Genomic DNA, 20378 nt, shown 5'->3' on the forward strand with positions numbered 1-20378 from the left:
GTCGGGTCTTTCGGGTCTTGGGGGATAAATGACGTGTCGTTGGTGAAAAGGGACTGTCGGCTTTGCTCTCTCAACCGTCACCCCGGCGTAGGCCGGGGTCCAGTTTCGTAGAGAAAAGCGCCTCTGGCCCTGGACCCCGGCCTTCGCCGGGGTGACGGTTAGGGCGAGGCGCGGCCCGTCTCACCCCTTGAAATAACGATGCGGTGCGAACGGCAGGGCCGCGACGGTGGCCGGCAAAGCCTTGCCGCGCACGATCAGTTGCACGCGCGTGCCCACAGCGGCGGAAGCGGCCGTGACATAGCCCATGGCGACGGGGCCGCCGGCGGTGGGGCCGAAGCCGCCGCTGGTGATCTCCCCGATGCGGTTGCCGTCCAGGTCCTGGATTTCGGTATGTTCGCGGGCAGGGGCCTTGCCTTCCGGCTGGATGCCCACGCGCTTGCGGGCCGGGCCTTCCGCCAACTGCGCCTGCACGATGGCGGCACCGGGGAAGCCACCTTCCGTGCGGCGACGCTTGGAGATGGTCCAGGTCAGGACGGCTTCCACCGGGCTGGTGCCGGTGTCGATATCATGGCCATAGAGGCACAGCCCGGCTTCCAGACGCAGCGAATCGCGCGCGCCCAGCCCGATGGCCTCCACTTCCGGCTCGGCCAGCAACAGGCGGGCCAGCTTCTCGGCATCGGCGGCACCGACGCTGATCTCATACCCATCTTCACCGGTATAGCCGGACCGGCTGATCTGTACCGGGATGCCCTGGATGGTGGCCGTCCGGGCGCTCATGAAGCCCAGGGTGGCAGCTTCCGGCAGCAGGCGGGCCATCACCGTTGCCGCCGCCGGGCCCTGCAGGGCCAACAGGCCGGCATCGTCACCCAGATACTCAATCTCCACACCCGCCGGCAGACCGGCCTTCAGATGCGCCAGATCGTCTACCTTGCAGCCGGCATTGATGACGACATAGAGGTGATCGTCGAACCGCGTCACCATCAGATCGTCCAGAATGCCAGCCTGATCATTGGTGAACATGGTGTAGCGGATGCGGCCGGGCGCGAGTGCGGCGATATCACCCGGTACCAGCGCTTCCAGCGCCTTGATGACGGCATCAATATCGGCCCCGCGCAGGCGCACCTGGCCCATATGGGAAACGTCGAACAGGCCCGCCTTCTCGCGGGTATGCAGATGTTCCTTCAGCACGCCCAGCGGGTACTGCACCGGCATGTCATAGCCGGCGAACGGCACCATCTTGGCGCCCAGTTCGACATGGAGATCGTAAAGCGGCGTGCGCAGCAGGCTGGTGTCACCCAAGGCGGGACACTCCCATCAGGACAGGTTACGGCCGTCGCGGGGATCGTCCCCGCGGCGGTTGCCCCCCTCTGTCCTGGCCCCTGAGAGATTCGCCGCGTGATTTACACGTCGGCTTACTCCGTCGGTGGGCTGTCGGCCGGGGTGGAACCCCTGCCCGCCTGCTTTCCAGATGCGCCTACCCTGAGCGGTCCTTTTGCCTGAGAGTTTCCGGGGGCGGTTGCTCCTTCGGCGCTGTCTTCCCTCTCTGTCCACCAGATCAGGGCAACAGTCTCTCCCGCAAAGGGTAATCGGCTATGCACGCGCCAAACTAGCCATAAGTCGGCTTCTGTCAAGCCGCCATATGCTGCCCGTCGGGAGCAGGCGGATCAGACCACCCGCACCCGATGACAGGCAGTCTTACTGACCCTGGTTGCGGGCGCGGTTGGCGTCCACTTCGGCCGGGTCCATCTGGAAGCCGACCATCACCTCGTACCAGCGGGCATCCACGGTCTTGGGTGCGGGGATCGACTGTTCCAGCGTCTCCTGCACCGATCCGGTGCCGCCATCCAGCGGCACGCTGGTGGTGAAGGTGCGCTTGGTCAGGATATTGCGGTTGGGGTCGGTGATGGCGACGAAATAGGTCACCGGCAGCGACGTGGCCGACCCGCCTTCCACCGCGCGACCGGTGATCAGCAGGTTGGCGGCCACCTTGACCGACGTATCATCATAGGCGCAGGTCGCCACAAGGCTGGACAGCACCGCCACACCCTGGTCGGTGCGCAGCGTGCCGGCATCGCGCAGCACGCCCACATTGGGGCAGCCGGCAACCATGGCATCATTTTCGGCACAGCCGGCAAGCGCCAGCATGGCCAGTCCCGCACAGGCGGCCATGCGCCAGGACCGGGCGGCTTTCCTGGCCGGCGAACCTATATTATGGTCAATCCGGCGCGTCATCATGCAGGGGCTGGTCATCAAGCGTCCGTTCACTTCCGTCATCCGGGACATGTTCCGTACCGGCGGAGCCGGAACCGATCCAGCCCGCCGCGGCGCGGCCACGCGACAATATAGAGGCCCAACCGGCGGCACAAGCCTGCCAGAAGGGCCTTTTCATGGCACACCTACTTACACGCAGCGTCAGGGAACTTCCCAGCATCATGATCGACAAAGCCGCACCCGTCTCTTCCCGCCCGTCGGACCTGCCGCCGCTGCATGTGCTGCTGGCAGCCCCGCGCGGCTTCTGCGCCGGGGTGGACCGGGCCATCCAGATCGTGGAAGTGACGCTGCAGAAGTTCGGCGCGCCGGTCTATGTCCGGCACGAGATCGTGCATAATCGCTTCGTGGTGGAAAGCCTGGAGGCCAAGGGGGCGGTCTTCGTGAAGGAACTGGATGAGGTGCCGGACGACCGGCCCGTCATCTTCTCCGCCCATGGCGTGCCCAAATCCATCCCGGCGGAAGCCCAGCGCCGCAACATGATTTATGTCGATGCCACCTGCCCCCTGGTATCCAAGGTGCATCGGGAAGCCGAGCGCCATCACGAGACCGGCCGCACCATCATCCTGATCGGCCATGCCGGCCATCCGGAGGTGGTGGGCACCATCGGCCAGTTGCCGCCGGGCGCCGTGCATCTGGTGGAAACGGTGGAGGATGTGGCGAGCCTGGAGGTGGCCGATCCCGACAATCTGGCCTTTGCCACCCAGACCACCCTGTCGGTCGATGATACGGGCGCCATCGTGGAGGCGCTGCGCGACCGGTTCCCCACCATCGCCGGGCCGAAGAAAGAGGATATCTGCTACGCCACCACCAACCGGCAGGCAGCGGTGAAGGCGATTGCGCCAAAGGCCGATGCGTTGCTGGTGCTGGGGGCGCCCAATTCGTCGAACTCCGTCCGGCTGGTGGAGGTGGCGCGCGTACATGGCTGCACCCGCGCCATGCTGGTGCAGCGGGCCTCCCAGATTGACTGGGACCGGCTGGAAAAAATCCGCAGCCTGGGCATCACCGCCGGCGCATCGGCCCCGGAAGTGCTGGTGGATGAAGTATTGGAAGCCCTGCGCCAGCGCTTCCAGGTGACGGTGGAAGAGGTGGTGACCGCAACTGAAAACGTGTCCTTCAAGCTTCCCCGCGTGCTGGCGGCGGAGTGAACTGGAGTAATCCACTTTGAAAGCAAATGGTTAGGGAGTGTTTCAGACAACCAGAGTGACGGGGCGCACAGCAGGGGAAATGACGGGCGATTAATGTCAGCGACGTTCCGGGCTGGATATTCACGCCGGTCCGCACTCCATCCATAATCGCTGTCATCGTCCGCCGCCCCGACCGGCCCATGGCGTTGAGAGTATTATCCATTCATTTCCGCCCCTCGGCCCTCTGGTCGGGGCCGACAGGGAGGATATGCCGATGCTTGCCCCATCCCCGATGATCGCTGCCTGTCTGGCCCGCGAACTGGTGCCGGTGGACGATATCCTGGCCCGTGCCATCGCCGCGCCGCTGGCCAGTGATGGCAATGGCGGCGCCCTGACCAGCTTTCAGTTGCGCCGCGTGGTGCTGTTCATAGAACAGAACCTGGATGCCGATCTGTCCCTGAACCGGCTGGCCGCTGTCACCAGCCTCAGCCCCAGCCATTTCGCCCGCCGTTTCAAGGGCGCCACGGCCATGGCCCCCCACCAATATGTGCTGGCCCGCCGGATCAACGGCGCCAAGCAGTTGCTGCTGGAAACAGAAATGAAACTGGCGGAGATCGCCATTGCCACCGGCTTTTCCAGCCAGGCCCACCTGACCGGGATGTTCGGTCGGACGGTGGGCATGACACCGGGCGCCTACCGCACCCGCCGCGATGCCTGCCACGCCTTCCTGGCGGCGCAGGGCGGGGAGAAACAGATGGTAACGGCGGCGTAAGAAGCGCCGCCGTCCTTGTCACCAAGCTTTCAGGCCACCCGCAAATCCGCCAGTTTCAGCTTCTGTTCCAGCCGCTGACCGCCCGTGACATCGCGGATGGTGATGGTCACGCTCCCGGCAGGCCAATCGATCTCGATCAGGCCGAAATTCTGGGATCGGTACGCCTCCCCCACCCGCCGCGCATTGGGCGGCAGTACGGGCCACACCTCTGTCAGTCCGGAAGAAGTGAAGTCCCACAGTGGATAGGGCACGTTCAAATCCAGGCGGGAAAGTTCCGCATAATGCGTATCGCCGGAAATGCAGAACAGGCCCTGGGCCCGCTTGGCGCGGATGGCCTGGATCAGGCGCTGGTGATCATGGGTGAAGTTGATCCAGGCTTCCCAGCCGGGGAAATCTGACACGACCTGAAGCGAGGATGCCAGGATGCGCAGGTCAGCCGGCTGGGCCAACCGATCCTCCAGCCAGCGCCACTGGCTTTCGCCCAACTGACTGACCTCATCCTCCGGCTGGCGCTCATAGGGGCCGGGAACGCTTTGGCCCGCCGCATGCCGCGCCTTGGCCCAATGTTCATAATCCTGCCCGCCCATGTCGATGGTCTTCAAGGGCGCGCGGTTCCAGCGCAGATCGGGCAGGATGATCTGCAAGCGCTGGCCCGGGGGCCCGAACAGGTAATCGGTGTAGATGCCATCGGGCCGGCTGCGGCGGATACTGTCCGCCGGCTCCCCGAAAAAATCGCAGAACAGCTTCCGGGACTCATGTTTCATGGGGTAATCGGCGCCGGCATCATTCTCCCCGAAATCATGATCGTCCCAGGTCGCCACGATGGGCACCGCATCGCGCAGGCGCTGGAAGCCGGGCTTGGCTGCCAGCATGGCGTATTTGGCCTTCATGTCATCGACATTGCGGGTGTCGAGATAGACATTGTCGCCCAACAGGATCATCAGGTCCGGCTTTGCCGCCAGGATGGCATCCCAGATCGGCTGATCCTTGCTCTGGTGCGCGCAGGAACCAAACGCGATGCGGGTCGGGCTGGCATCCGGCGCCAGCCGCCGGGCGGGGGTGCTACTTGCCTGGGGGGCGACGGTGGCGGCAGCGGAGAAGGCCGCCATCCCGGTCAGCAGCGCACGGCGGTCAAGCGATGACATCGGATAAACCTCACTGAACAAGAAAGACGCCGGGCGGAGAGAACCGCCCGGCGCTGGTAGGGTCTTCAACCGCCCTATACGATCGGTCAAAATTCTTGACCGATCGTACGGCGGCGACTGCCGCCGCGCCGCTCATGCGGCGTAGCCAAGTCGCTGGATGGCGACGCCGGCGATCGAGGTGCACGAAAGCGTGACCATCGGTCATGATTTCGTGCCGCTGGTATTAGAACTGCTTCTTCAGCGACACGAAGAATTGCTGCGGCGCGCCCGGCAGCAGCGTCTGGGCATTGCCCGACGGATCGCTGTTGGTGAAGCCGTTGGAGCCGATGGTGGCGATGTACTTCTTGTCGAACAGGTTGGTGGCATTGGCCTGGATCACCAGACCTTCCATCCAGGGGGAACCCTGGAACCGGTAGCCGATGCTGGCTTCCACCAGCGTGTAGCTGTCGACCGAGGCATCGTTCAGATAGGTGTAATAGCGCTTGGACGTGTAGTTGGCGCCGATGGAACCGAACAGGTTGCCATCATCATAACCGACCTCGCCCTTCAGCAGATGCTTGGGCGTGTTGACGACTGTTTTACCATCGGTGCGGACGGTGGTGGTGCCATCCACCACATCATCGTCATAGGTGCTGTCATTGTAGGTGTAGGAACCGAACAGCGACAGCTCGTCAGTCAGGTTATAGGTGCCGGCGGTTTCCACACCACGGGTGGAGACGCCACCCACATTCTGCAGCGACGGCGGCAGGCCCTGAATGCCGGAACCGACGGTGACCGTCAGCAGGCGGTCATCAAACTGCACATCATAGGCAGCAACCACGCCCTGGAAATTCTCGGTCCGGAAACGCCAGCCCAGTTCGATGGTACGGCTGGATTCCGGCTCCAGCCCGTCGCGGATACGGTTGAAGGCATCCGCCGTCGTGCTGAACGGGCCGCCGGTGCCGGAGGATTCGAAGGCACGCATATTCTCGGTATAGGAGGCGAAAATCTGGTGCTCGTTGTTGATATCGTAGAGCACACCGGCCTGGGGCAGGAAATTATCCTTGGCCTTGATGGAGCCGGTCTTGACCGGGCCGACCAGCGTGTCGGCCTTGTTCTCCACATTCACTGACTTGAAGCCGGCGGTCAGGGTCAGGTCTTCCATCACTTTCCACGCGTCCGACAGGTGGAACTGCGTGGTCTTGGTGTTGAAGCTATATTCCCACTGGGTGGCGAACGGGCCGGTCTGGAACTCAGTGGAGAAGCGGCCCGGCGAGGCGCGGTTCAGCCCGTAAAAGCGCCGGGCATGGTTGAAATCATTATCCTCGTACCAGAAGCCGCCATTGATCGTGTGATCGCCCAGCGTCACCGTCAGGCCACCCGTGGCCCCATAGCGCTCAATGTCATATTCGGTGGTGCGGATGGACATCGGCGCGCCGCCCGGCGTCGGCACGTAAGGGGTGAACCACACGCCCTGGCCATCATTGGTATGGCCATAACCGGTCAGATCGACACTGACGATATCGCTGATCGGATAATTCAGGGTGACGGCGCCGATCGTGTCCTTGCGCAGGCCGGCGGCATCGTAATAGGCATCATCCACCGTCTGGACCGGGGCCGGGTAAGGACCGGTGGCCAGACCGTTATAGATATCGGCAACCTGAAGGGCCAAAGCCCAGTTCTTGGCGAAATTGTCCCAGTCATGGCCGAGGCGATTGATCATCGACTCCGACATGTCCTGGTAATCATTTTCACGCCGGTCGGACCAGTTGATCCAGCCGGTCAGCGTACCCTCACCGACATTCTGGACCGCCTTGAAATTGAACTGGTCCTGCTTCTGGATGCCGTTGCCTTTCCACTTCTCGCCATTCTGGCGCATGTAGCTGAGATAGGCGCGGGTGCCGGTTTCCAGCTCACCCGTATCCAGGCGCACGAAACCGCGACCGGTATTCTCACTGCCATAGGAACCGGCGACATAGGCCCCGGCGTCTTGCGACGGATCGCGGGAGATGAACTGTACCGTGCCGCCCAGATTGCTGGTGGAAGGCGTGGCCAGCGAACCCGCGCCCTGGGCCACCGTCACGGTGCCGATATTTTCAGAGCTGATGGCGCGGCTGATATGCAGGCCATTATGGTTGCCATAGGACATGTCGCCCAGCGGCACGCCATCCAGCGTGAAGCCCAACTGGTTCTGGTTGAAGCCGCGGATGCTGATACGGGCCGACCATTCATAGGCGCCGAACGCATCGGCTGACTGGAAGCTGACACCCGGCAGCTTGTCGATCGCCTTCAAGGGGCTGGTGCCCGGCGCTTCCAGCGCGATGGCAGCCTGGCTGATCCCCTGGACCTGACGGGCTTCCCCCCGGCCAAAGACGATGATTTCCTCCAGCATTTCACCCGCATCGGCGACCTGTGCTTGCGGAGCGGTCTGGCCCATGACGGGCGAGACGAGGATCAGCGTAGCCAGCGCCGTGCCGGCCAGAAGACGATCATGTTTCATGTGAGACTTCCCTGGAAGGCCGCTGGTGGTTGTTTTGCTGCGGCGCACAGGGGCGATAACATGCTAATATTGCGCTGATTTGACGCTACGGTTCCTGATTCTTGACGGTTTTTGAACGCGATTGCGAAACAGGGGATGCCACCCTTGTTGGAAAGCCCGATTGCGATAGGGCGCGGCGGCGGCTAGAACAGCCGCATCATCTTTCTTCCATGTGCCGGAAAGGGGCGGAGTTCCATGCAGCCGATGTGGCGTGTCGCGTTCGAGGTGCCAGAGGCGCTGGTTCCGGTCTTTGCCGATATGGTTGAACCGCATGTCGATGCTGTTTCCACCTTCGAATTGCAGGAAGGCGGTCAATGGCTGATCGAATGCACCTCCTATAACGAGCCGGACACCACCCGGATCGGCATGAAGCTGGCCGTGCTGGCCGCCGCCCATGGCATTGCCGAGCCGCAACTGACCAAGGAACCGCTGGCCCCCATCGACTGGGTGACCCAGACCTATCTCTCCTTCCCGCCGATTGAGGCCGGGCGCTTCTTCATCCATGGCAGCCATCACAAAAAGCCCGTGCCGAAGGGCAAAATGGGCCTGCAGATCGAAGCCGCCATGGCGTTCGGGTCGGGTGAGCATGCCACCACCCAGGGCTGCCTGCGCGCCATCTCCGAACTGGCGGCCAAGGGCGGCATCCGCAATGCCCTGGATATGGGCTGCGGTTCCGGCATCCTGGCCTTCGCGCTGGCCAAGCTGGCCCGCATCCCCGTGATCGGCGTCGATATTGATGAATTGTCGATCGAGATCGCGACGGAAAATGCCGAGTTGAACCGGGTGGATAAGCTGGTGAAGCTCTATGCCGCCAATGGTTACGCGGCGGAAGCCGTGCGCCGCCATGGCAAGTTTGACCTGATCGTCGCCAATATCCTGGCCCGCCCCCTGGCCAAGATGTCGCCCGACCTGCGCCGCTATTTGCAGCCCGGCGGCACGGCCATCCTGTCCGGCCTGCTGCACCGGCAGGAACCGCTGGTGATCAACGCCCACCGGGCCCAGGGCCTGCGGCTGGTCAAGCGCTACCGTCTGGGTGACTGGTCCACCCTGGTGCTGAAGGGCTGAGGGCTTTGCCCTCCCCTGCGCTTCTTCTGATCTATGGCGGGGCAGCGTGCGCGGAAATCGCCGGCTGCTTCGCCTTCTGGGCCTGGCTGCGGCTGGACCGGTCGGTCTGGTGGCTGGCGCCGGGCATGGTATCGCTGGCCTTGTTCGCCTGGCTGCTGACACGGGTGCCCGCCGATGTCGCCGGGCGCGCCTATGCCGCCTATGGCGGTGTTTATATCGTAGCCTCCCTGGTCTGGATGGGACTGGTGGAAGGCCAGCGCCCCGACCGCTGGGACCTGATCGGCGCCGCCTTCTGCCTGATCGGCGCCGCCATCATCCTGCTGGGACCGCGCAGCGGTTAGGGTTTTCAGGATCGGGGTGAAGCCCCACCCGCTCTTACCCAAGCCTGACATAGCTTTAAAAAAGGCCCGGAGAGGTTACCCCTTCCCGGCCTTTTCATCCTTTCCTAAACGGCGATGTCAGATCGCCGCCGTTGCCTGCTGCAGCCAGGCCAGATCAGCCCCCTCCACCATGGGGGACAAAGCCGCCGCCACGCGGGCGTGATAGGCGTTCAGCCAGTCGCGTTCTTCCGCACTCAACAGGCTGGCATCGACCATGCGGGTGTCGATCGGGCACAGGGTCAGCGCCTCGAAGCCCAGCATGGGACGTTCGGCACCAGGGATATCCAGCGGCACCACCAGTTCCAGATTCTCCACCCGGATGCCGTAGGAACCAGCCAGATAATAGCCCGGCTCGTTGGACAGGATCATGCCCGGCAACAGGACGACGCTGTTGGGCATCTTGGCAATGCGCTGCGGCCCTTCATGCACCGACAGGTAGGAGCCGACGCCATGGCCCGTGCCATGGTCGTAATCCAGCCCCGCCTGCCACAGGAATTGCCGCGCCAGCACGTCCAACTGGCTGCCCACCGTCCCCGCCGGGAAGCGGGCGCGGTTGATGGCGATATGGCCTTTCAGCACCAGGGTGAAATGGCGGCGCGCCTGGGCACCCGGATCACCCACGGCCAGGGTGCGGGTAATGTCGGTCGTGCCGTCCAGATATTGCCCGCCGCTATCCAGCAGGAACACGCTGTTGGGTTCAATCCGGCGGTTGGATTTGGCGCTCACCCGGTAATGGACGATCGCGCCATTGGGGCCGGCACCGCTGATCGTGTCGAAGCTGGGGCCGCGGAAATCGGCGGCCCCCCGGCGATAGGCCAGCAGCGTCTCCACCACGGTCAGTTCGTCCAGGGCGCCCTTGGGCGCTTCCTCGTCAAACCAGCGCAGGAAGCGAACCAGGGCGGCACCATCGCGCTGATGGGCCGCCTTGGTGCCGGCAATTTCCACCGCGTTCTTGGCCGCCTTGGGCAGCACGCAGGGATCGCCCCCCAGATCGACACTGGCGCCGGCCTGTTCCAGCCGGTTGATCACCCACAGCGCCGCTGTATTGCCATCCAGCCGTACATGGGCCTGTGCCGCGCCCAGCGCATCCAGGGCCGAGGCCAGATCATCCGGTGCACGGATGGCCACGCCATTACCCAGATGCAGTTCCAGCCCCGGTGCCAGCTTGCGGGCATCGACAAACCAGTCGACCTGCCCATCCTTGCCGATGATGGCGAAGGAGAGGGGCAGCGGCGTGCAGGGCACATCGGCACCGCGCACATTCAGCAGCCAGGCGATGCTGTCCGGCTGGGTCAGCACGGCGGCATCGGCGCGGTTGCGTTCCAACTGCGCGGCGATATCGGTCCGCTTGTCGGCGGAGGACCGACCGGTGACGGAAAGCGGCTGGATATTCACCACCCCCAGCGGCGGTGGCGGCTGATCTTCCCATACAGCATCAATCGGGTTGCCGTCGGTCGGGACCAGCGCAATCCCTGCCGGGTCCAGCGACGCACGCATCTTCTCCGCCCAGCCGGCGGTGTGCATCCAGGGATCAAAGCCCAGCTTGGCCCCGGCCGGCAGGTTGGCCGCCGCCCAATCGCCGTGGAACTCCTCCGTCAGATGGTGATAGCTGAAATAGTCAGCCGATACTTCCTGGCGTACCTGGATCGTGTAGCGCCCATCAGCAAAGACGGCTGCCTTGTCCAGCAGCACGACCACCGCCCCGGCGGAGGCCGTAAAACCGCTGATCCAGGCCAGACGGCTGCCGCGAAGGGGCACATATTCGCCCTGATATTCATCGGCGCGCGGCACGACGAAGCCATCCAGGCCCAGGCGCTTCAATTCCGACCGCAAGGCCGCCAGACGGGCGCCATGGTCGCCGGCCGCCGGATCAGCCGGCCGCGCGATGGTGGCGCGCAAGGCCAGCAACTGTTCCGTCAATTCCGGTGACCGGCGGGCGGCAACCAGGTCCAGCCAGGCATCCGGCAATTCCCCATCCGGGGCGGCATTGACGCCGGCGATCAGGTCGCGAATGGCGGTGACATCGGCGGCAACGCCATTGTCGCGTAGCAGACGGTCCAGGGTCGCATCACCCTGATAGGTGGCAGGCGTGGAAGGGACGGCGTTCAAAGGGAGGCTCCCATTCTGGGCGGTTTGATCACGGATTGCTGGCGCCAAAGCTAGAGCGGCGGCACCGCCCGCGCAAGGCCGCGCAAGGGCTCGCGATCAAGCCACCCTGCCGGCTGGCCAGTATGCCCCCTCGCTTCAGTAAATATCGGATCGGGGTATAGGGCCGACATATGTGAAAAGGAATATGAAAGCCTTCCAAAGAGGATACGCAGAAAAATCCCATCTTCTGCGCACAGTTTTGCCCTAATTGTCGTCAAATCTCCGATCCGTCGCAGATAAGATTGAGACCGGTTACTTGGGACGGTGACATTCTTGGGCACATCGCCTGCCGTGTTGCTGAATTAACACAGTTAAGATCAGAGAATGAATGCAGAGTTCTTGATCCGGAACTGATCCCAAAAAGCCGACGTTATCTGCCGCGAAACGGGAGTTGATGATTGACCTTGGTTCACAAGGGCGATCCCTTTCAGGAGGAAGTACAGAAATGAAGAAGCTGCGCCCGATGCTGGTATCAGCGGCATCCGCCGTCGCGCTGCTGGCCGCCATCCCGGCGGTCGTCCAGGCACAAGAGACGAACACCAATGTCGTTGAGGGCCCCTATATTGGCCTCCAGGGTGGTTATCTCTGGAACCGCGACATGGAGGTGAATGCCGGCACCGCGTCCAACGAGATTTCGTTCAAGGATGGCTGGACCGGTATCGTCGAGGGCGGCTACCGCTTTGATAACGGCCTCCGCCTGGGCCTGGAAAGCGGCTTTAACCGGAATTCCGTGAAGGAAATTACCGGCGGCCCGACCGGCCGCGCCGGCGATTTCGGTCGCGTCGACGCCATCACCATGATGGGTGTGGCGAATTATGAATTCGACACGAACAGCCCGCTGCGCCCCTATGTCGGCGCTGGTGCCGGTGTCGCCCGCCTGCATTTCAACAATGTCGGCGACCTGTCCACACCCGGCCTGCGTTATAATGATTGGGATACGGCCTTCGCCTGGCAGATCGGTGCCGGTTTCTCCTACGCCGTGTCGCCCAATGTCGACCTGTCCGTGGGCTATCGCTATCTCGACACCGCCGCCGTCACCATGAAGGAAGCGGGCCAGCGCGCGAAGTTCGACTATAATAACCATGCACTGCTGATCGGTGCCCGCTACACGTTCGGCGCCCCGGCACCGGAGCCGGTGGCGACCACGACGGTAGCTCCCCCGCCGCCCCCGCCCCCGCCGCCTCCCCCCCCCCCGCCGCCCCCGCCGCCGTCGATCACCCGTAACTTCACGGTCTTCTTCGACTTCGACAAGGCCACGCTGTCGCCAGACGCCGAGGGTGTGCTGCGCAACGTGATCCGCGATGCCGAGGCCGGCAAGATCGTCAGCATCACCGTCAACGGCCATGCCGACACCTCCGGCTCAACCCGGTATAATGAGGAACTGTCGCGTCGCCGTGCGGAATCGGTGCGTGAATATCTGGTGAGCCAGGGCCTGGGCAATGCCCAGATCTCGGTTGAAGCCAAGGGTGAAACGGACCTGCTGGTCCCGACCGCCGATGGTGTGCGTGAGCCGTCCAACCGCCGCGCCGTCATCATCTTCCCCGAAGGCGGCCCGAACAGCTAAGCCCTTGGGAAATTGAGATGAAGAAGCCCCGGTGGAGTGATCCGCCGGGGCTTTTTTCATTCGCCGCTTCTGCCACTGACAAAGAAAAAGCCCGCAACCAGTTTCCTGGAAGCGGGCTTTTCCCTGTTTAAGAGGCTCTGGCCGGTAGCCGGAGCCTTATTCCGCCGTCGTGATCTTCGGCTTCGGCAGGTCCAGCTTGATGTGCAGTTCCTTCAGCCGGTCCGGGGTGGTGGCGTTGGGGGCCTGCATCAGAAGGTCTTCGGCGCGCTGGTTCAGCGGGAACACGATAACCTCGCGGATGTTCGGCTCGTCCGCCAGCAGCATCACCATGCGGTCGATGCCGGGGGCCGAACCACCGTGCGGCGGGGCGCCCAGCTTGAAGGCCGACAGCATGCCGCCGAACTTGGCTTCCAGAACCTCCGGCGGGTAGCCGGCAATTTCGAACGCCTTATACATGATTTCCGGCTTGTGGTTACGGATGGCGCCGGACGACAGTTCCACACCGTTACACACAATATCGTACTGATAGGCGTTGATGGTCAGCGGGTCCTGGTTCAGCAGCGCGTCCAGCCCGCCCTGGGGCATGGAGAACGGGTTGTGGCTGAAGTCGATCTTCTTCCGCTCTTCGTCATATTCGAACATCGGGAAATCGACGATCCAGCAGAACTTGTAGGTGTCCTTCTCGATCAGGTCCAATTCCTCGCCGATGCGTGTACGGGCCAGGCCCGCCAGCTTGGCGGCAGGGCCTGCCTGATCGCAGACGAAGAAGACGGCATCGCCATCCTGCAGGCCCACGACCTCGCGCAGGGCCGCTTGGGCGGCTTCCGGCACGAACTTGGCGATGGGGCCCTTGCCGCCAGCGGCTTCAAACAGGATATAGCCCAGGCCGGGCGCACCCAGGCCACGGGCCCAATCGTTCAGCTTGTCGAAGAAGCTGCGCGGCTTGTCGGCGACCGAGGGGGCGCGGATGGCGCGGACAACGCCGCCATTGGCGATCACGCCCTTGAAGGCCTTGAACTCCACATCGTCGCGCTGGAACACAGCCGTCACGTCGGTGATCACCAGCGGGTTGCGCAGGTCCGGCTTGTCATTGCCATATTTCAGCATCGATTCGGCGTAGGGGATACGCACGAACGGGTAGGAGGAGACGGTGCGCTTGGTGCCCGTGAAACCGCTGAATTCCTCAAAAATGCCGTGGATCACCGGCTCGATGGCGGCGAACACATCTTCCTGGGTGACGAAGCTCATCTCAAAATCGAGCTGGTAGAACTCACCCGGCGAGCGGTCGGCGCGGCTATCCTCATCGCGGAAGCAGGGCGCGATCTGGAAATAGCGGTCAAAGCCCGACACCATCAGCAACTGCTTGAACTGTTGCGGGGCCTGCGGCAGGGCGTAGAACTTGCCGGGATGGTTGCGGGACGGCACCAGGAAGTCGCGCGCGCCTTCCGGGCTGCTGGCCGTCAGGATCGGGGTCTGGAATTCCACGAAACCCTGTTCGATCATGCGGCGGCGGGCCGACGCGATGACGTGGGAGCGCAGCAGAATATTCTTCTGCATCTTCTCCCGGCGCAGATCCAGGAAGCGGTAACGCAGGCGCAGTTCCTCACCGGCATCCTGTTCGCTGTTGACCTGCAGGGGTAGCGGGTCGGCGGCGGACTGCACATCCAGGTCGCGGACCTTCACCTCGACATGGCCGGTCGGCAGCTTGTCGTTCACGGTTTCGGGCGTGCGGGTCACCACCTCACCGGTGATGGTCACAACCGATTCCAGGCGCAGGCCGTCCAGCACCTGGAAATGCGGGGACGAGGTATCAACCACGCACTGGGTGATGCCGAAATGGTCGCGCAGATCGATGAACAGCAACTGCCCATGGTCGCGCTTGCGGTTGATCCAGCCGGACAGGCGGACATTCTGGCCGGCATGGTCCGGGCGGAGTTGGCCACAATTATGCGAGCGATAGGCGTGCATGGTGGATCGACCTTGGGTGCGGATGGGCAATAGGAAAGGCTGCCAGCGGGCAGGCTGCCAGCATGGTTTGCGCCACACCACACCGGACGGGGCTTGCTTGTCAAGCACAGCCCGCGCGGTTCTGTCACCCTGTTACGCGCCACCGCTCCATAATGGCGCCGATGGCCCCGTTCGCCATCAGCGTCTGGCGGGCAACCTCCAGCCGCTGCGCCTTATCCTGCCGGTCCAGCGGCAGCGCGATATAGTGGGGCGAAACCGACAGCGGCTTCGGCAGGAAGCGTATCTTGTCCAGCACGCCCAGTTCCTTCGCTTTCCAGGCCAGCGCCAGCCTGTCCCCCACCACCAGATCAATGCGCCCTGCGGCCAGCTTGCGCAGCGAGAACTCATCGCTCCGGGCCGGATCCCGTGTGAAATGGGTGGCCGTGTCGAAGGCAGCACCATAATGGTTGCGCTGTGCGGTGCCGATCACCAGCCCTGTCAGATCCTCAAGCGTGTTGAAGGTCAGCGCACAATCGGCACGGGCGGCGAAGGCGATCTCCCCGTCGCGGAACGGACCGACCATCAGGAAGTCCCGGAAGCGTTGTTCCGATGGGACCAGCCCGAACAGAATATCGCATTGCCGCTGTTCCAGTTGCACCATGGCGCGGGACCAGACCATCTGCTGGAAGCGATAGGGGGCGCCGGCTTCTTCCAGCAGGGCGGTGACGATTTCCACATCCAGCCCCGCCGGGCCATGATCGGGGATGGTGAAGCAATAAGGCGGGAAATCGTCGATGCAGTTGACGATCCAGGGCGCTTCCCGTCCCGGATCACCCTGGGCGCGGGTAGGCTGGGCCAGGGCGGACTGACGTAGAAAAAGGGGAAGACCGGCAATCCCGATCAGCAGATCGCGCCGACGCACGCCAAATATGGTCGCGGCTGATGGCGACAAAGGCCCTGTGTCCGACATCCGGTCACCTTCCTTCACGCTTCAGACCCCTGGAATATCTTATACGCATGCCCGCTTGCCGGATATCGGTATTCGACAGCGGCCAGCATGTCATGTATCAGTCCTGCTCATGACTCTGATCACCAATACCGCCGACCTTTCCGCCTTTATCGACCGTATCCGGGGTGCCGATTACGTCACCGTCGATACGGAGTTCATGCGGGAAAAAACCTATTATCCCCAACTCTGCCTGGTGCAGGTGGCCGGCCCCGACGATGCCGCTGCCATCGACCCGCTGGCGCCCGGCATCGACCTGACGCCGCTGTTCGATCTGATGAATGATCCGGCGGTGCTGAAGGTGTTCCACGCCGCCCGGCAGGATCTGGAAATCTTCTTCCACCTGACCGGCAAAGTCCCGGCGCCGCTGTTCGACACGCAGGTGGCGGCCATGGTCTGCGGCTTTGGCGACAGCGTAGGCTACGAAACGCTGATCACCAAGCTGACCCCGGCGCGGATCGACAAATCCAGCCGCTTCACCGACTGGTCGCAGCGCCCGCTGACCGACCGGCAATTGACCTATGCCCTGTCGGACGTGACGCATCTGCGCCCGGCTTATGAGAAAATCCGCGCCAAGCTGGCCCGCACTGGCCGCGAGGAATGGCTGGCGGACGAGATGGGCATCCTGACCGAACCGGCGACATATCGGACCGAGCCGGAAGATGCCTGGAAGCGCCTGAAGGTACGAACCGAGAAGCCGCGCTTCCTGGCCATCCTGAAGGAAGTGGCGGCTTGGCGGGAGCGGGAGTCCCAGCGCAAGGATTTGCCGCGCAACCGCGTGCTGCGGGACGAGGCGCTGGTGGAAATTGCCGCGCACGCCCCCACCAAAGTGGATGATCTGGCCCGCACGCGCGGCCTGGGCACCGGTCTGGCGCAAGGCCGTTATGGCACGGAAATCCTGGCCGCAATCCAGACAGCGCTCTCCATCCCCGACGCACAGCTTCCCCGTCCGGAACCGCGTGTTGAACCGGCCCCCGGCATCGCCCCGATCGTGGAACTGCTGCGCGTGCTGCTGAAGATGGTCTGTGACGAGAATGAGGTGGCGAGCCGTCTGGTCGCCAATTCCGCCGATCTGGAAGCCATCGCCGGCAATGACAATGCCGATGTGATGGCCCTGAAAGGCTGGCGCCGTGACCTATTCGGCGAAGCGGCGCTGAAGCTGAAGCGCGGCCAGTTGGCCCTGGCGATTGCCGGCAAGAAGGTAAAGCTGGTGGAGTTGGAGAAGTGACAGTGCCGGGCGGTGGCTGAACCGGCAAGCCTTGCCATTCGCGGCGGGAACGGCACAATGGCCGCCTTTGCCCGATGATGTGAGGTCGCCCCGATGTCCGCCCCCGCCCTGCCCGCCGGTTTCGAGCCCGCCGGTTTCGAGATTGTCGAAGCGCACCGTTCTTCTGGCGGCACACAATATGTGCTGGCCCATGACAGCACGGCCACCGGCTGCAGGATGCGGTTCGGCCTGTATCTGCCGCCCCAGTATCAGACTGCCAAGGCAAAGCTGCCGCTGCTGGTCTTCCTGTCGGGGCTGACCTGCACGGAGCAGAATTTCATCACCAAGGCCGGCGCCCAGACCCTGGCGGCGGAACTGGGGCTGGCCATCCTGGCGCCCGATACCAGCCCGCGCGGGGTGGAAATACCGGGCCAGGATGACAGCTATGATTTCGGCTCTGGCGCTGGCTTCTATGTCGATGCGACGGAGGCGCCCTGGTCGGCGCATTACCGGATGGAAACCTATGTTCTGGAACTGCTGGATGCAGTGCTGGCAGGCTTTGCCCTGGATGGCGCCCGCGTCGGCATTACCGGCCATTCCATGGGCGGGCATGGCGCGCTGACGCTGGCCATGCGCCATCCCGACCGGTTCCGCAGCCTGTCCGCCTTCGCCCCCATCGCCTCGCCCACCCGCTGCCCTTGGGGACAGAAGGCGCTGGCCGGCTATCTGGGGGGGGATGAAACCCTGTGGGCCGGGCATGATGCCAGCCTGCTGCTGACCAGCCGGGGCTGGAAAGGCGATATCCTGGTTGATCAGGGGCTGGACGACAGCTTCCTGGAAGGGCAATTGAAGCCGGAACTGTTGCAGGAAGCCGCCGCCAAGGCCGGCGTTTCCCTGACGCTGCGCCGCCAGCCCGGCTATGACCATTCCTATTATTTCATTGCCAGCTTCATGGGTGACCATCTGCGCTGGCATGCTGAACGGCTGGTGCGCTGATCCATCATGAAAGCCGGCAACAGCACCCTTTCCGCCTATGGCACCACCATTTTCGAGGTGATGTCCCGGCTGGCCGCCCAGCATCAGGCCGTCAATCTGGGCCAGGGCTTCCCCGACGGGAACGGCCCGCCCGATCTGGTGCAGGCCGCCGCCACCTATCTGGCGGAAGGCTGGAACCAATATCCGCCGATGCTGGGCCTGCCCGCCCTGCGGCAGGCGGTGGCCGCCCATAACCAGCGTTTCTATGGGCTGGAGGTGGATTGGGCGACGGAGACGATGGTGACCAGCGGCGCCACGGAGGCGCTGGCCGCCTGCCTGTTCGGCCTGCTGGAACCGGGTGATGAGGTGGTGCTGTTCCAGCCGCTTTATGACAGCTATGTCCCCATCATCCGCCGGGCCGGGGCCATCCCGCGCTTTGTCAGCCTGAAGGCGCCGGACTGGGGTTTCACCCGCGCCGATCTGGAGGCTGTATTCAGCCCCCGGACCAAGCTGGTGCTGGTCAATAACCCGCAGAACCCGGCGGGCAAGGTCTGGCGGCGGGAGGAACTGGACCTGCTGGCCCGCTTCATCCTGGCCCATGACACGCTGGCCGTCTGCGATGAAGTGTATGAGCATCTGGTGTTTGGCGATGCTAAGCACATCCCGCTGATGACCCTGCCCGGCATGCGGGAACGGACCATCCGCATCGGATCGGCCGGGAAAAGCTTTTCGCTGACCGGCTGGAAGGTCGGATACCTGACTGGTCCCGCCGCCCTGATGCAGCCCGTGGCCAAGGCCCACCAGTATCTGACCTTCACCACCCCGCCCAATCTGCAGCACGCCGTGGCGCTGGGGCTGGGGAAGGACAACTCTTATTTCCAGGAATTAGCCGACGAGATGCAGCTTGGCCGGGACCGGCTGGCAAAAGGGCTGCGGCAGGCGGGCTTTACCGTGCTGGACGGGGCCGGCACCTATTTCCTGACCGTGGATTTGGCGGCCAGCGGGATCGAGGAAGAGGATGCCGCCTTCTGCCAGCGCATGGTGGTGGAAGCCGGCGTCGCCGCCATCCCGATCAGCGCCTTTTTTGAGCAGGATGCCCCAAAGCATCTGATCCGCTTCTGCTTCTGCAAAAAGGCGGAAACCTTGGACGAGGCCATCCGCCGGCTGACCGCCTGGCGGTGCTGACGCAAAAGGGGCAGTGGCTGACCGCAAAGGCGGCATGCAGTCGCAGGCATATCGGGCAGGCGCGGTCCACGGTAATTTCCTAACCTGGAACCTGCAATCCTGCAGGAACGCCTGCCCCCGGGTCGCTTCCCCATGTCTGCCGCCACCACGTCCACCACCAGCGCCAATGGCTCTGGCGAGAATTTCATGACCGGTATCCTGCTGGCCTTCCTGGCCTTTGCCGGATACAGCATCATGGATGTGACGGTGAAGATGCTGGTGAAGCATTATTCCGTGCCGCAGGTTATCGTTTTTAATAACCTGTTCGCCTTCGGCCCGATCCTGACCTATGCCATCATCAGCGGCGGGTTGTGGCGCAACCTGCGCACAAGGCGGCCGGGCATGCATCTGGCCCGCGCCTGCTGTGGCCTGTGCAGCGGCTTTTTGGGCTTCTACGCCTATTCCCAGATGCCCATTGCCGATGTCTATGCGCTGGCCTTCACGGCGCCGCTTTTCATCACAGCACTCGCCGTGCCGGTCCTGAAGGAACCGGTGGGCTGGCGGCGCTGGACCGCGGTGGGCGTGGGTTTCCTGGGCGTCATGGTCATGCTGCGGCCGGGCAGCGGGTTGCTGAACCCGGCGGCTTTCGCGGCCCTGGGCGGGGCCTTCTTCTATTCCATCGGCATGCTGATCACGCGGCTGATGCGGGGGACGGAAAGCAGCGTTTCCTTCGCCTTCTATTCCTCCCTGTGCGGCCTGCTGGTCTATGGCTGCATGCTGCCCTGGCTGGGCCAGATGCCGACATTGCCACATCTGGGCCTGTCGGCCCTGGGTGGCACCTTCTGCGGTATCGCCTTTGTCTGCCTGCTGACCGCCTTTCGCAAGGTGCCCGCTGCCGTCGCCGCCCCGTTCCAATATACCCAGATCATCTGGGGCGTGCTGTATGGTTATATCTTCTTCGGCGACCGGCCGGACGGGATGCTGTTTGTCGGTGTCGCCATCGTCATCGCATCCGGGCTTTACATCCTTTATCGCGAAACCCTGCTGGGCCGGCAGGTTGCGGCACAGCCGGTCGCGGACGGGGCTTGATCC

The 20378-nt window shown here is 63.6% G+C and carries 17 protein-coding genes and 2 riboswitches; of the genes, 9 read left to right on the plus strand and 8 right to left on the minus strand.

Annotated features, from left to right (window positions below; translation table 11 throughout):
• Positions 1 to 180 precede the first annotated feature (180 nt).
• The 3 genes from gcvT to G473_RS30620 form a co-directional block, all read right to left on the minus strand.
• Complete coding sequence (gene gcvT, locus G473_RS0105085; RefSeq protein WP_029012218.1) at positions 181 to 1299, minus strand: glycine cleavage system aminomethyltransferase GcvT; 1119 nt, start codon at positions 1297 to 1299, stop codon at positions 181 to 183.
• A gap of 58 nt (positions 1300 to 1357) precedes the next feature.
• A riboswitch (glycine riboswitch) is annotated at positions 1358 to 1474 on the minus strand.
• Positions 1475 to 1586, minus strand: a riboswitch (glycine riboswitch).
• 109 nt (positions 1587 to 1695) lie between these two features.
• On the minus strand, positions 1696 to 2250 hold the full coding sequence (locus G473_RS0105090; RefSeq protein ID WP_154667266.1) for a hypothetical protein: 555 nt from the start codon (positions 2248 to 2250) through the stop codon (positions 1696 to 1698).
• Complete coding sequence (locus tag G473_RS30620) at positions 2216 to 2389, minus strand: hypothetical protein (RefSeq protein ID WP_161630943.1); 174 nt, start codon at positions 2387 to 2389, stop codon at positions 2216 to 2218. Before G473_RS30620 ends, G473_RS0105090 begins: the two co-directional genes overlap by 35 nt.
• 43 nt (positions 2390 to 2432) lie before the next feature.
• Here G473_RS30620 and ispH point away from each other — a divergent pair, with 43 nt between their 5' ends.
• Both ispH and G473_RS29010 read left to right on the plus strand, forming a co-directional pair.
• The gene (ispH, locus tag G473_RS0105095) at positions 2433 to 3416 is read left to right on the plus strand and encodes a 4-hydroxy-3-methylbut-2-enyl diphosphate reductase (protein ID WP_051329891.1); all 984 of its coding nucleotides are present in this window, start codon (positions 2433 to 2435) and stop codon (positions 3414 to 3416) included.
• A gap of 253 nt (positions 3417 to 3669) precedes the next feature.
• Positions 3670 to 4167, plus strand: coding sequence for a helix-turn-helix domain-containing protein (locus tag G473_RS29010; protein ID WP_051329892.1), 498 nt, complete (start codon positions 3670 to 3672; stop codon positions 4165 to 4167).
• A 29-nt stretch (positions 4168 to 4196) separates the two neighbouring features.
• On the opposite strand, the gene G473_RS0105105 is transcribed toward G473_RS29010, so the two are convergent.
• Positions 4197 to 5312 (minus strand): alkaline phosphatase D family protein, encoded by a 1116-nt coding sequence (locus G473_RS0105105; RefSeq protein WP_029012221.1) that lies wholly within the window; start codon positions 5310 to 5312, stop codon positions 4197 to 4199.
• Between the two features lie 223 nt (positions 5313 to 5535).
• Entirely contained in the window at positions 5536 to 7791 is a 2256-nt protein-coding gene (locus tag G473_RS0105110; RefSeq protein WP_029012222.1) for a TonB-dependent receptor, read from the minus strand.
• A 234-nt stretch (positions 7792 to 8025) separates the two neighbouring features.
• Between G473_RS0105110 and G473_RS0105115 the strand changes: the two genes are divergently transcribed.
• Together G473_RS0105115 and G473_RS0105120 are read left to right on the plus strand one after the other, a co-directional pair.
• Entirely contained in the window at positions 8026 to 8895 is an 870-nt protein-coding gene (locus G473_RS0105115) for a 50S ribosomal protein L11 methyltransferase (RefSeq protein WP_029012223.1), read from the plus strand.
• 5 nt (positions 8896 to 8900) lie between these two features.
• A complete protein-coding gene (locus G473_RS0105120) occupies positions 8901 to 9236 on the plus strand; it encodes a YnfA family protein (RefSeq protein WP_029012224.1) in 336 nt (111 codons plus the stop codon).
• 117 nt (positions 9237 to 9353) lie between these two features.
• Here G473_RS0105120 and G473_RS0105125 read toward each other — a convergent pair whose 3' ends face one another.
• On the minus strand, positions 9354 to 11384 hold the full coding sequence (locus G473_RS0105125; RefSeq protein WP_029012225.1) for an aminopeptidase P family protein: 2031 nt from the start codon (positions 11382 to 11384) through the stop codon (positions 9354 to 9356).
• 484 nt (positions 11385 to 11868) lie between these two features.
• On the opposite strand from G473_RS0105125, the gene G473_RS0105130 reads away from it, so the two are divergent.
• Positions 11869 to 12987 carry an OmpA family protein gene (locus tag G473_RS0105130; RefSeq protein ID WP_029012226.1) on the plus strand — a complete coding sequence of 373 codons (1119 nt, stop codon included), beginning with the start codon at positions 11869 to 11871 and terminating at the stop codon, positions 12985 to 12987.
• 156 nt (positions 12988 to 13143) lie between these two features.
• Here the strand turns inward: G473_RS0105130 and aspS are convergent, their stop codons facing one another.
• Complete coding sequence (aspS, locus tag G473_RS0105135) at positions 13144 to 14955, minus strand: aspartate--tRNA ligase (protein WP_029012227.1); 1812 nt, start codon at positions 14953 to 14955, stop codon at positions 13144 to 13146.
• Between the two features lie 124 nt (positions 14956 to 15079).
• Positions 15080 to 15904: a substrate-binding periplasmic protein gene (locus G473_RS0105140; protein WP_029012228.1), complete on the minus strand. Its 825-nt coding sequence runs from the start codon at positions 15902 to 15904 to the stop codon at positions 15080 to 15082.
• Positions 15905 to 16013: 109 nt separating this feature from the next.
• On the opposite strand from G473_RS0105140, the gene rnd reads away from it, so the two are divergent.
• The 4 genes from rnd (at position 16014) to G473_RS25165 (ending at position 20375) form a co-directional block, all read left to right on the plus strand.
• Positions 16014 to 17168, plus strand: a complete 1155-nt coding sequence (gene rnd, locus G473_RS0105145) for a ribonuclease D (RefSeq protein WP_029012229.1) — start codon at positions 16014 to 16016, stop codon at positions 17166 to 17168.
• A gap of 93 nt (positions 17169 to 17261) precedes the next feature.
• Positions 17262 to 18143 carry an S-formylglutathione hydrolase gene (fghA, locus tag G473_RS0105150; RefSeq protein WP_051329893.1) on the plus strand — a complete coding sequence of 294 codons (882 nt, stop codon included), beginning with the start codon at positions 17262 to 17264 and terminating at the stop codon, positions 18141 to 18143.
• Between the two features lie 6 nt (positions 18144 to 18149).
• Positions 18150 to 19307: an aminotransferase gene (locus G473_RS0105155; RefSeq protein WP_029012231.1), complete on the plus strand. Its 1158-nt coding sequence runs from the start codon at positions 18150 to 18152 to the stop codon at positions 19305 to 19307.
• A gap of 132 nt (positions 19308 to 19439) precedes the next feature.
• Entirely contained in the window at positions 19440 to 20375 is a 936-nt protein-coding gene (locus G473_RS25165; RefSeq protein ID WP_051329894.1) for a DMT family transporter, read from the plus strand.
• Positions 20376 to 20378: the final 3 nt, after the last annotated feature.

Origin of the sequence: Niveispirillum irakense DSM 11586, from assembly GCF_000429645.1 — a bacterium.
GTDB classification, from domain to species: Bacteria; Pseudomonadota; Alphaproteobacteria; order Azospirillales; family Azospirillaceae; genus Niveispirillum; species Niveispirillum irakense.

Bases quoted from the DNA above. Each gene is read 5' to 3' on its own strand.
- G473_RS0105090 (WP_154667266.1), bottom strand. From the start codon at position 2,250: ATGACCAGCCCCTGCATGATGACGCGCCGGATTGACCATAATATAGGT.
- G473_RS30620 (WP_161630943.1), bottom strand. From the start codon at position 2,389: ATGAAAAGGCCCTTCTGGCAGGCTTGTGCCGCCGGTTGGGCCTCTATA.
- ispH (WP_051329891.1), top strand. From the start codon at position 2,433: ATGATCGACAAAGCCGCACCCGTCTCTTCCCGCCCGTCGGACCTGCCG.
- G473_RS29010 (WP_051329892.1), top strand. From the start codon at position 3,670: ATGCTTGCCCCATCCCCGATGATCGCTGCCTGTCTGGCCCGCGAACTG.
- G473_RS0105105 (WP_029012221.1), bottom strand. From the start codon at position 5,312: ATGTCATCGCTTGACCGCCGTGCGCTGCTGACCGGGATGGCGGCCTTC.
- G473_RS0105110 (WP_029012222.1), bottom strand. From the start codon at position 7,791: ATGAAACATGATCGTCTTCTGGCCGGCACGGCGCTGGCTACGCTGATC.
- G473_RS0105115 (WP_029012223.1), top strand. From the start codon at position 8,026: ATGCAGCCGATGTGGCGTGTCGCGTTCGAGGTGCCAGAGGCGCTGGTT.
- G473_RS0105130 (WP_029012226.1), top strand. From the start codon at position 11,869: ATGAAGAAGCTGCGCCCGATGCTGGTATCAGCGGCATCCGCCGTCGCG.
- aspS (WP_029012227.1), bottom strand. From the start codon at position 14,955: ATGCACGCCTATCGCTCGCATAATTGTGGCCAACTCCGCCCGGACCAT.
- G473_RS0105140 (WP_029012228.1), bottom strand. From the start codon at position 15,904: ATGTCGGACACAGGGCCTTTGTCGCCATCAGCCGCGACCATATTTGGC.
- rnd (WP_029012229.1), top strand. From the start codon at position 16,014: ATGACTCTGATCACCAATACCGCCGACCTTTCCGCCTTTATCGACCGT.
- fghA (WP_051329893.1), top strand. From the start codon at position 17,262: ATGTCCGCCCCCGCCCTGCCCGCCGGTTTCGAGCCCGCCGGTTTCGAG.
- G473_RS0105155 (WP_029012231.1), top strand. From the start codon at position 18,150: ATGAAAGCCGGCAACAGCACCCTTTCCGCCTATGGCACCACCATTTTC.
- G473_RS25165 (WP_051329894.1), top strand. From the start codon at position 19,440: ATGTCTGCCGCCACCACGTCCACCACCAGCGCCAATGGCTCTGGCGAG.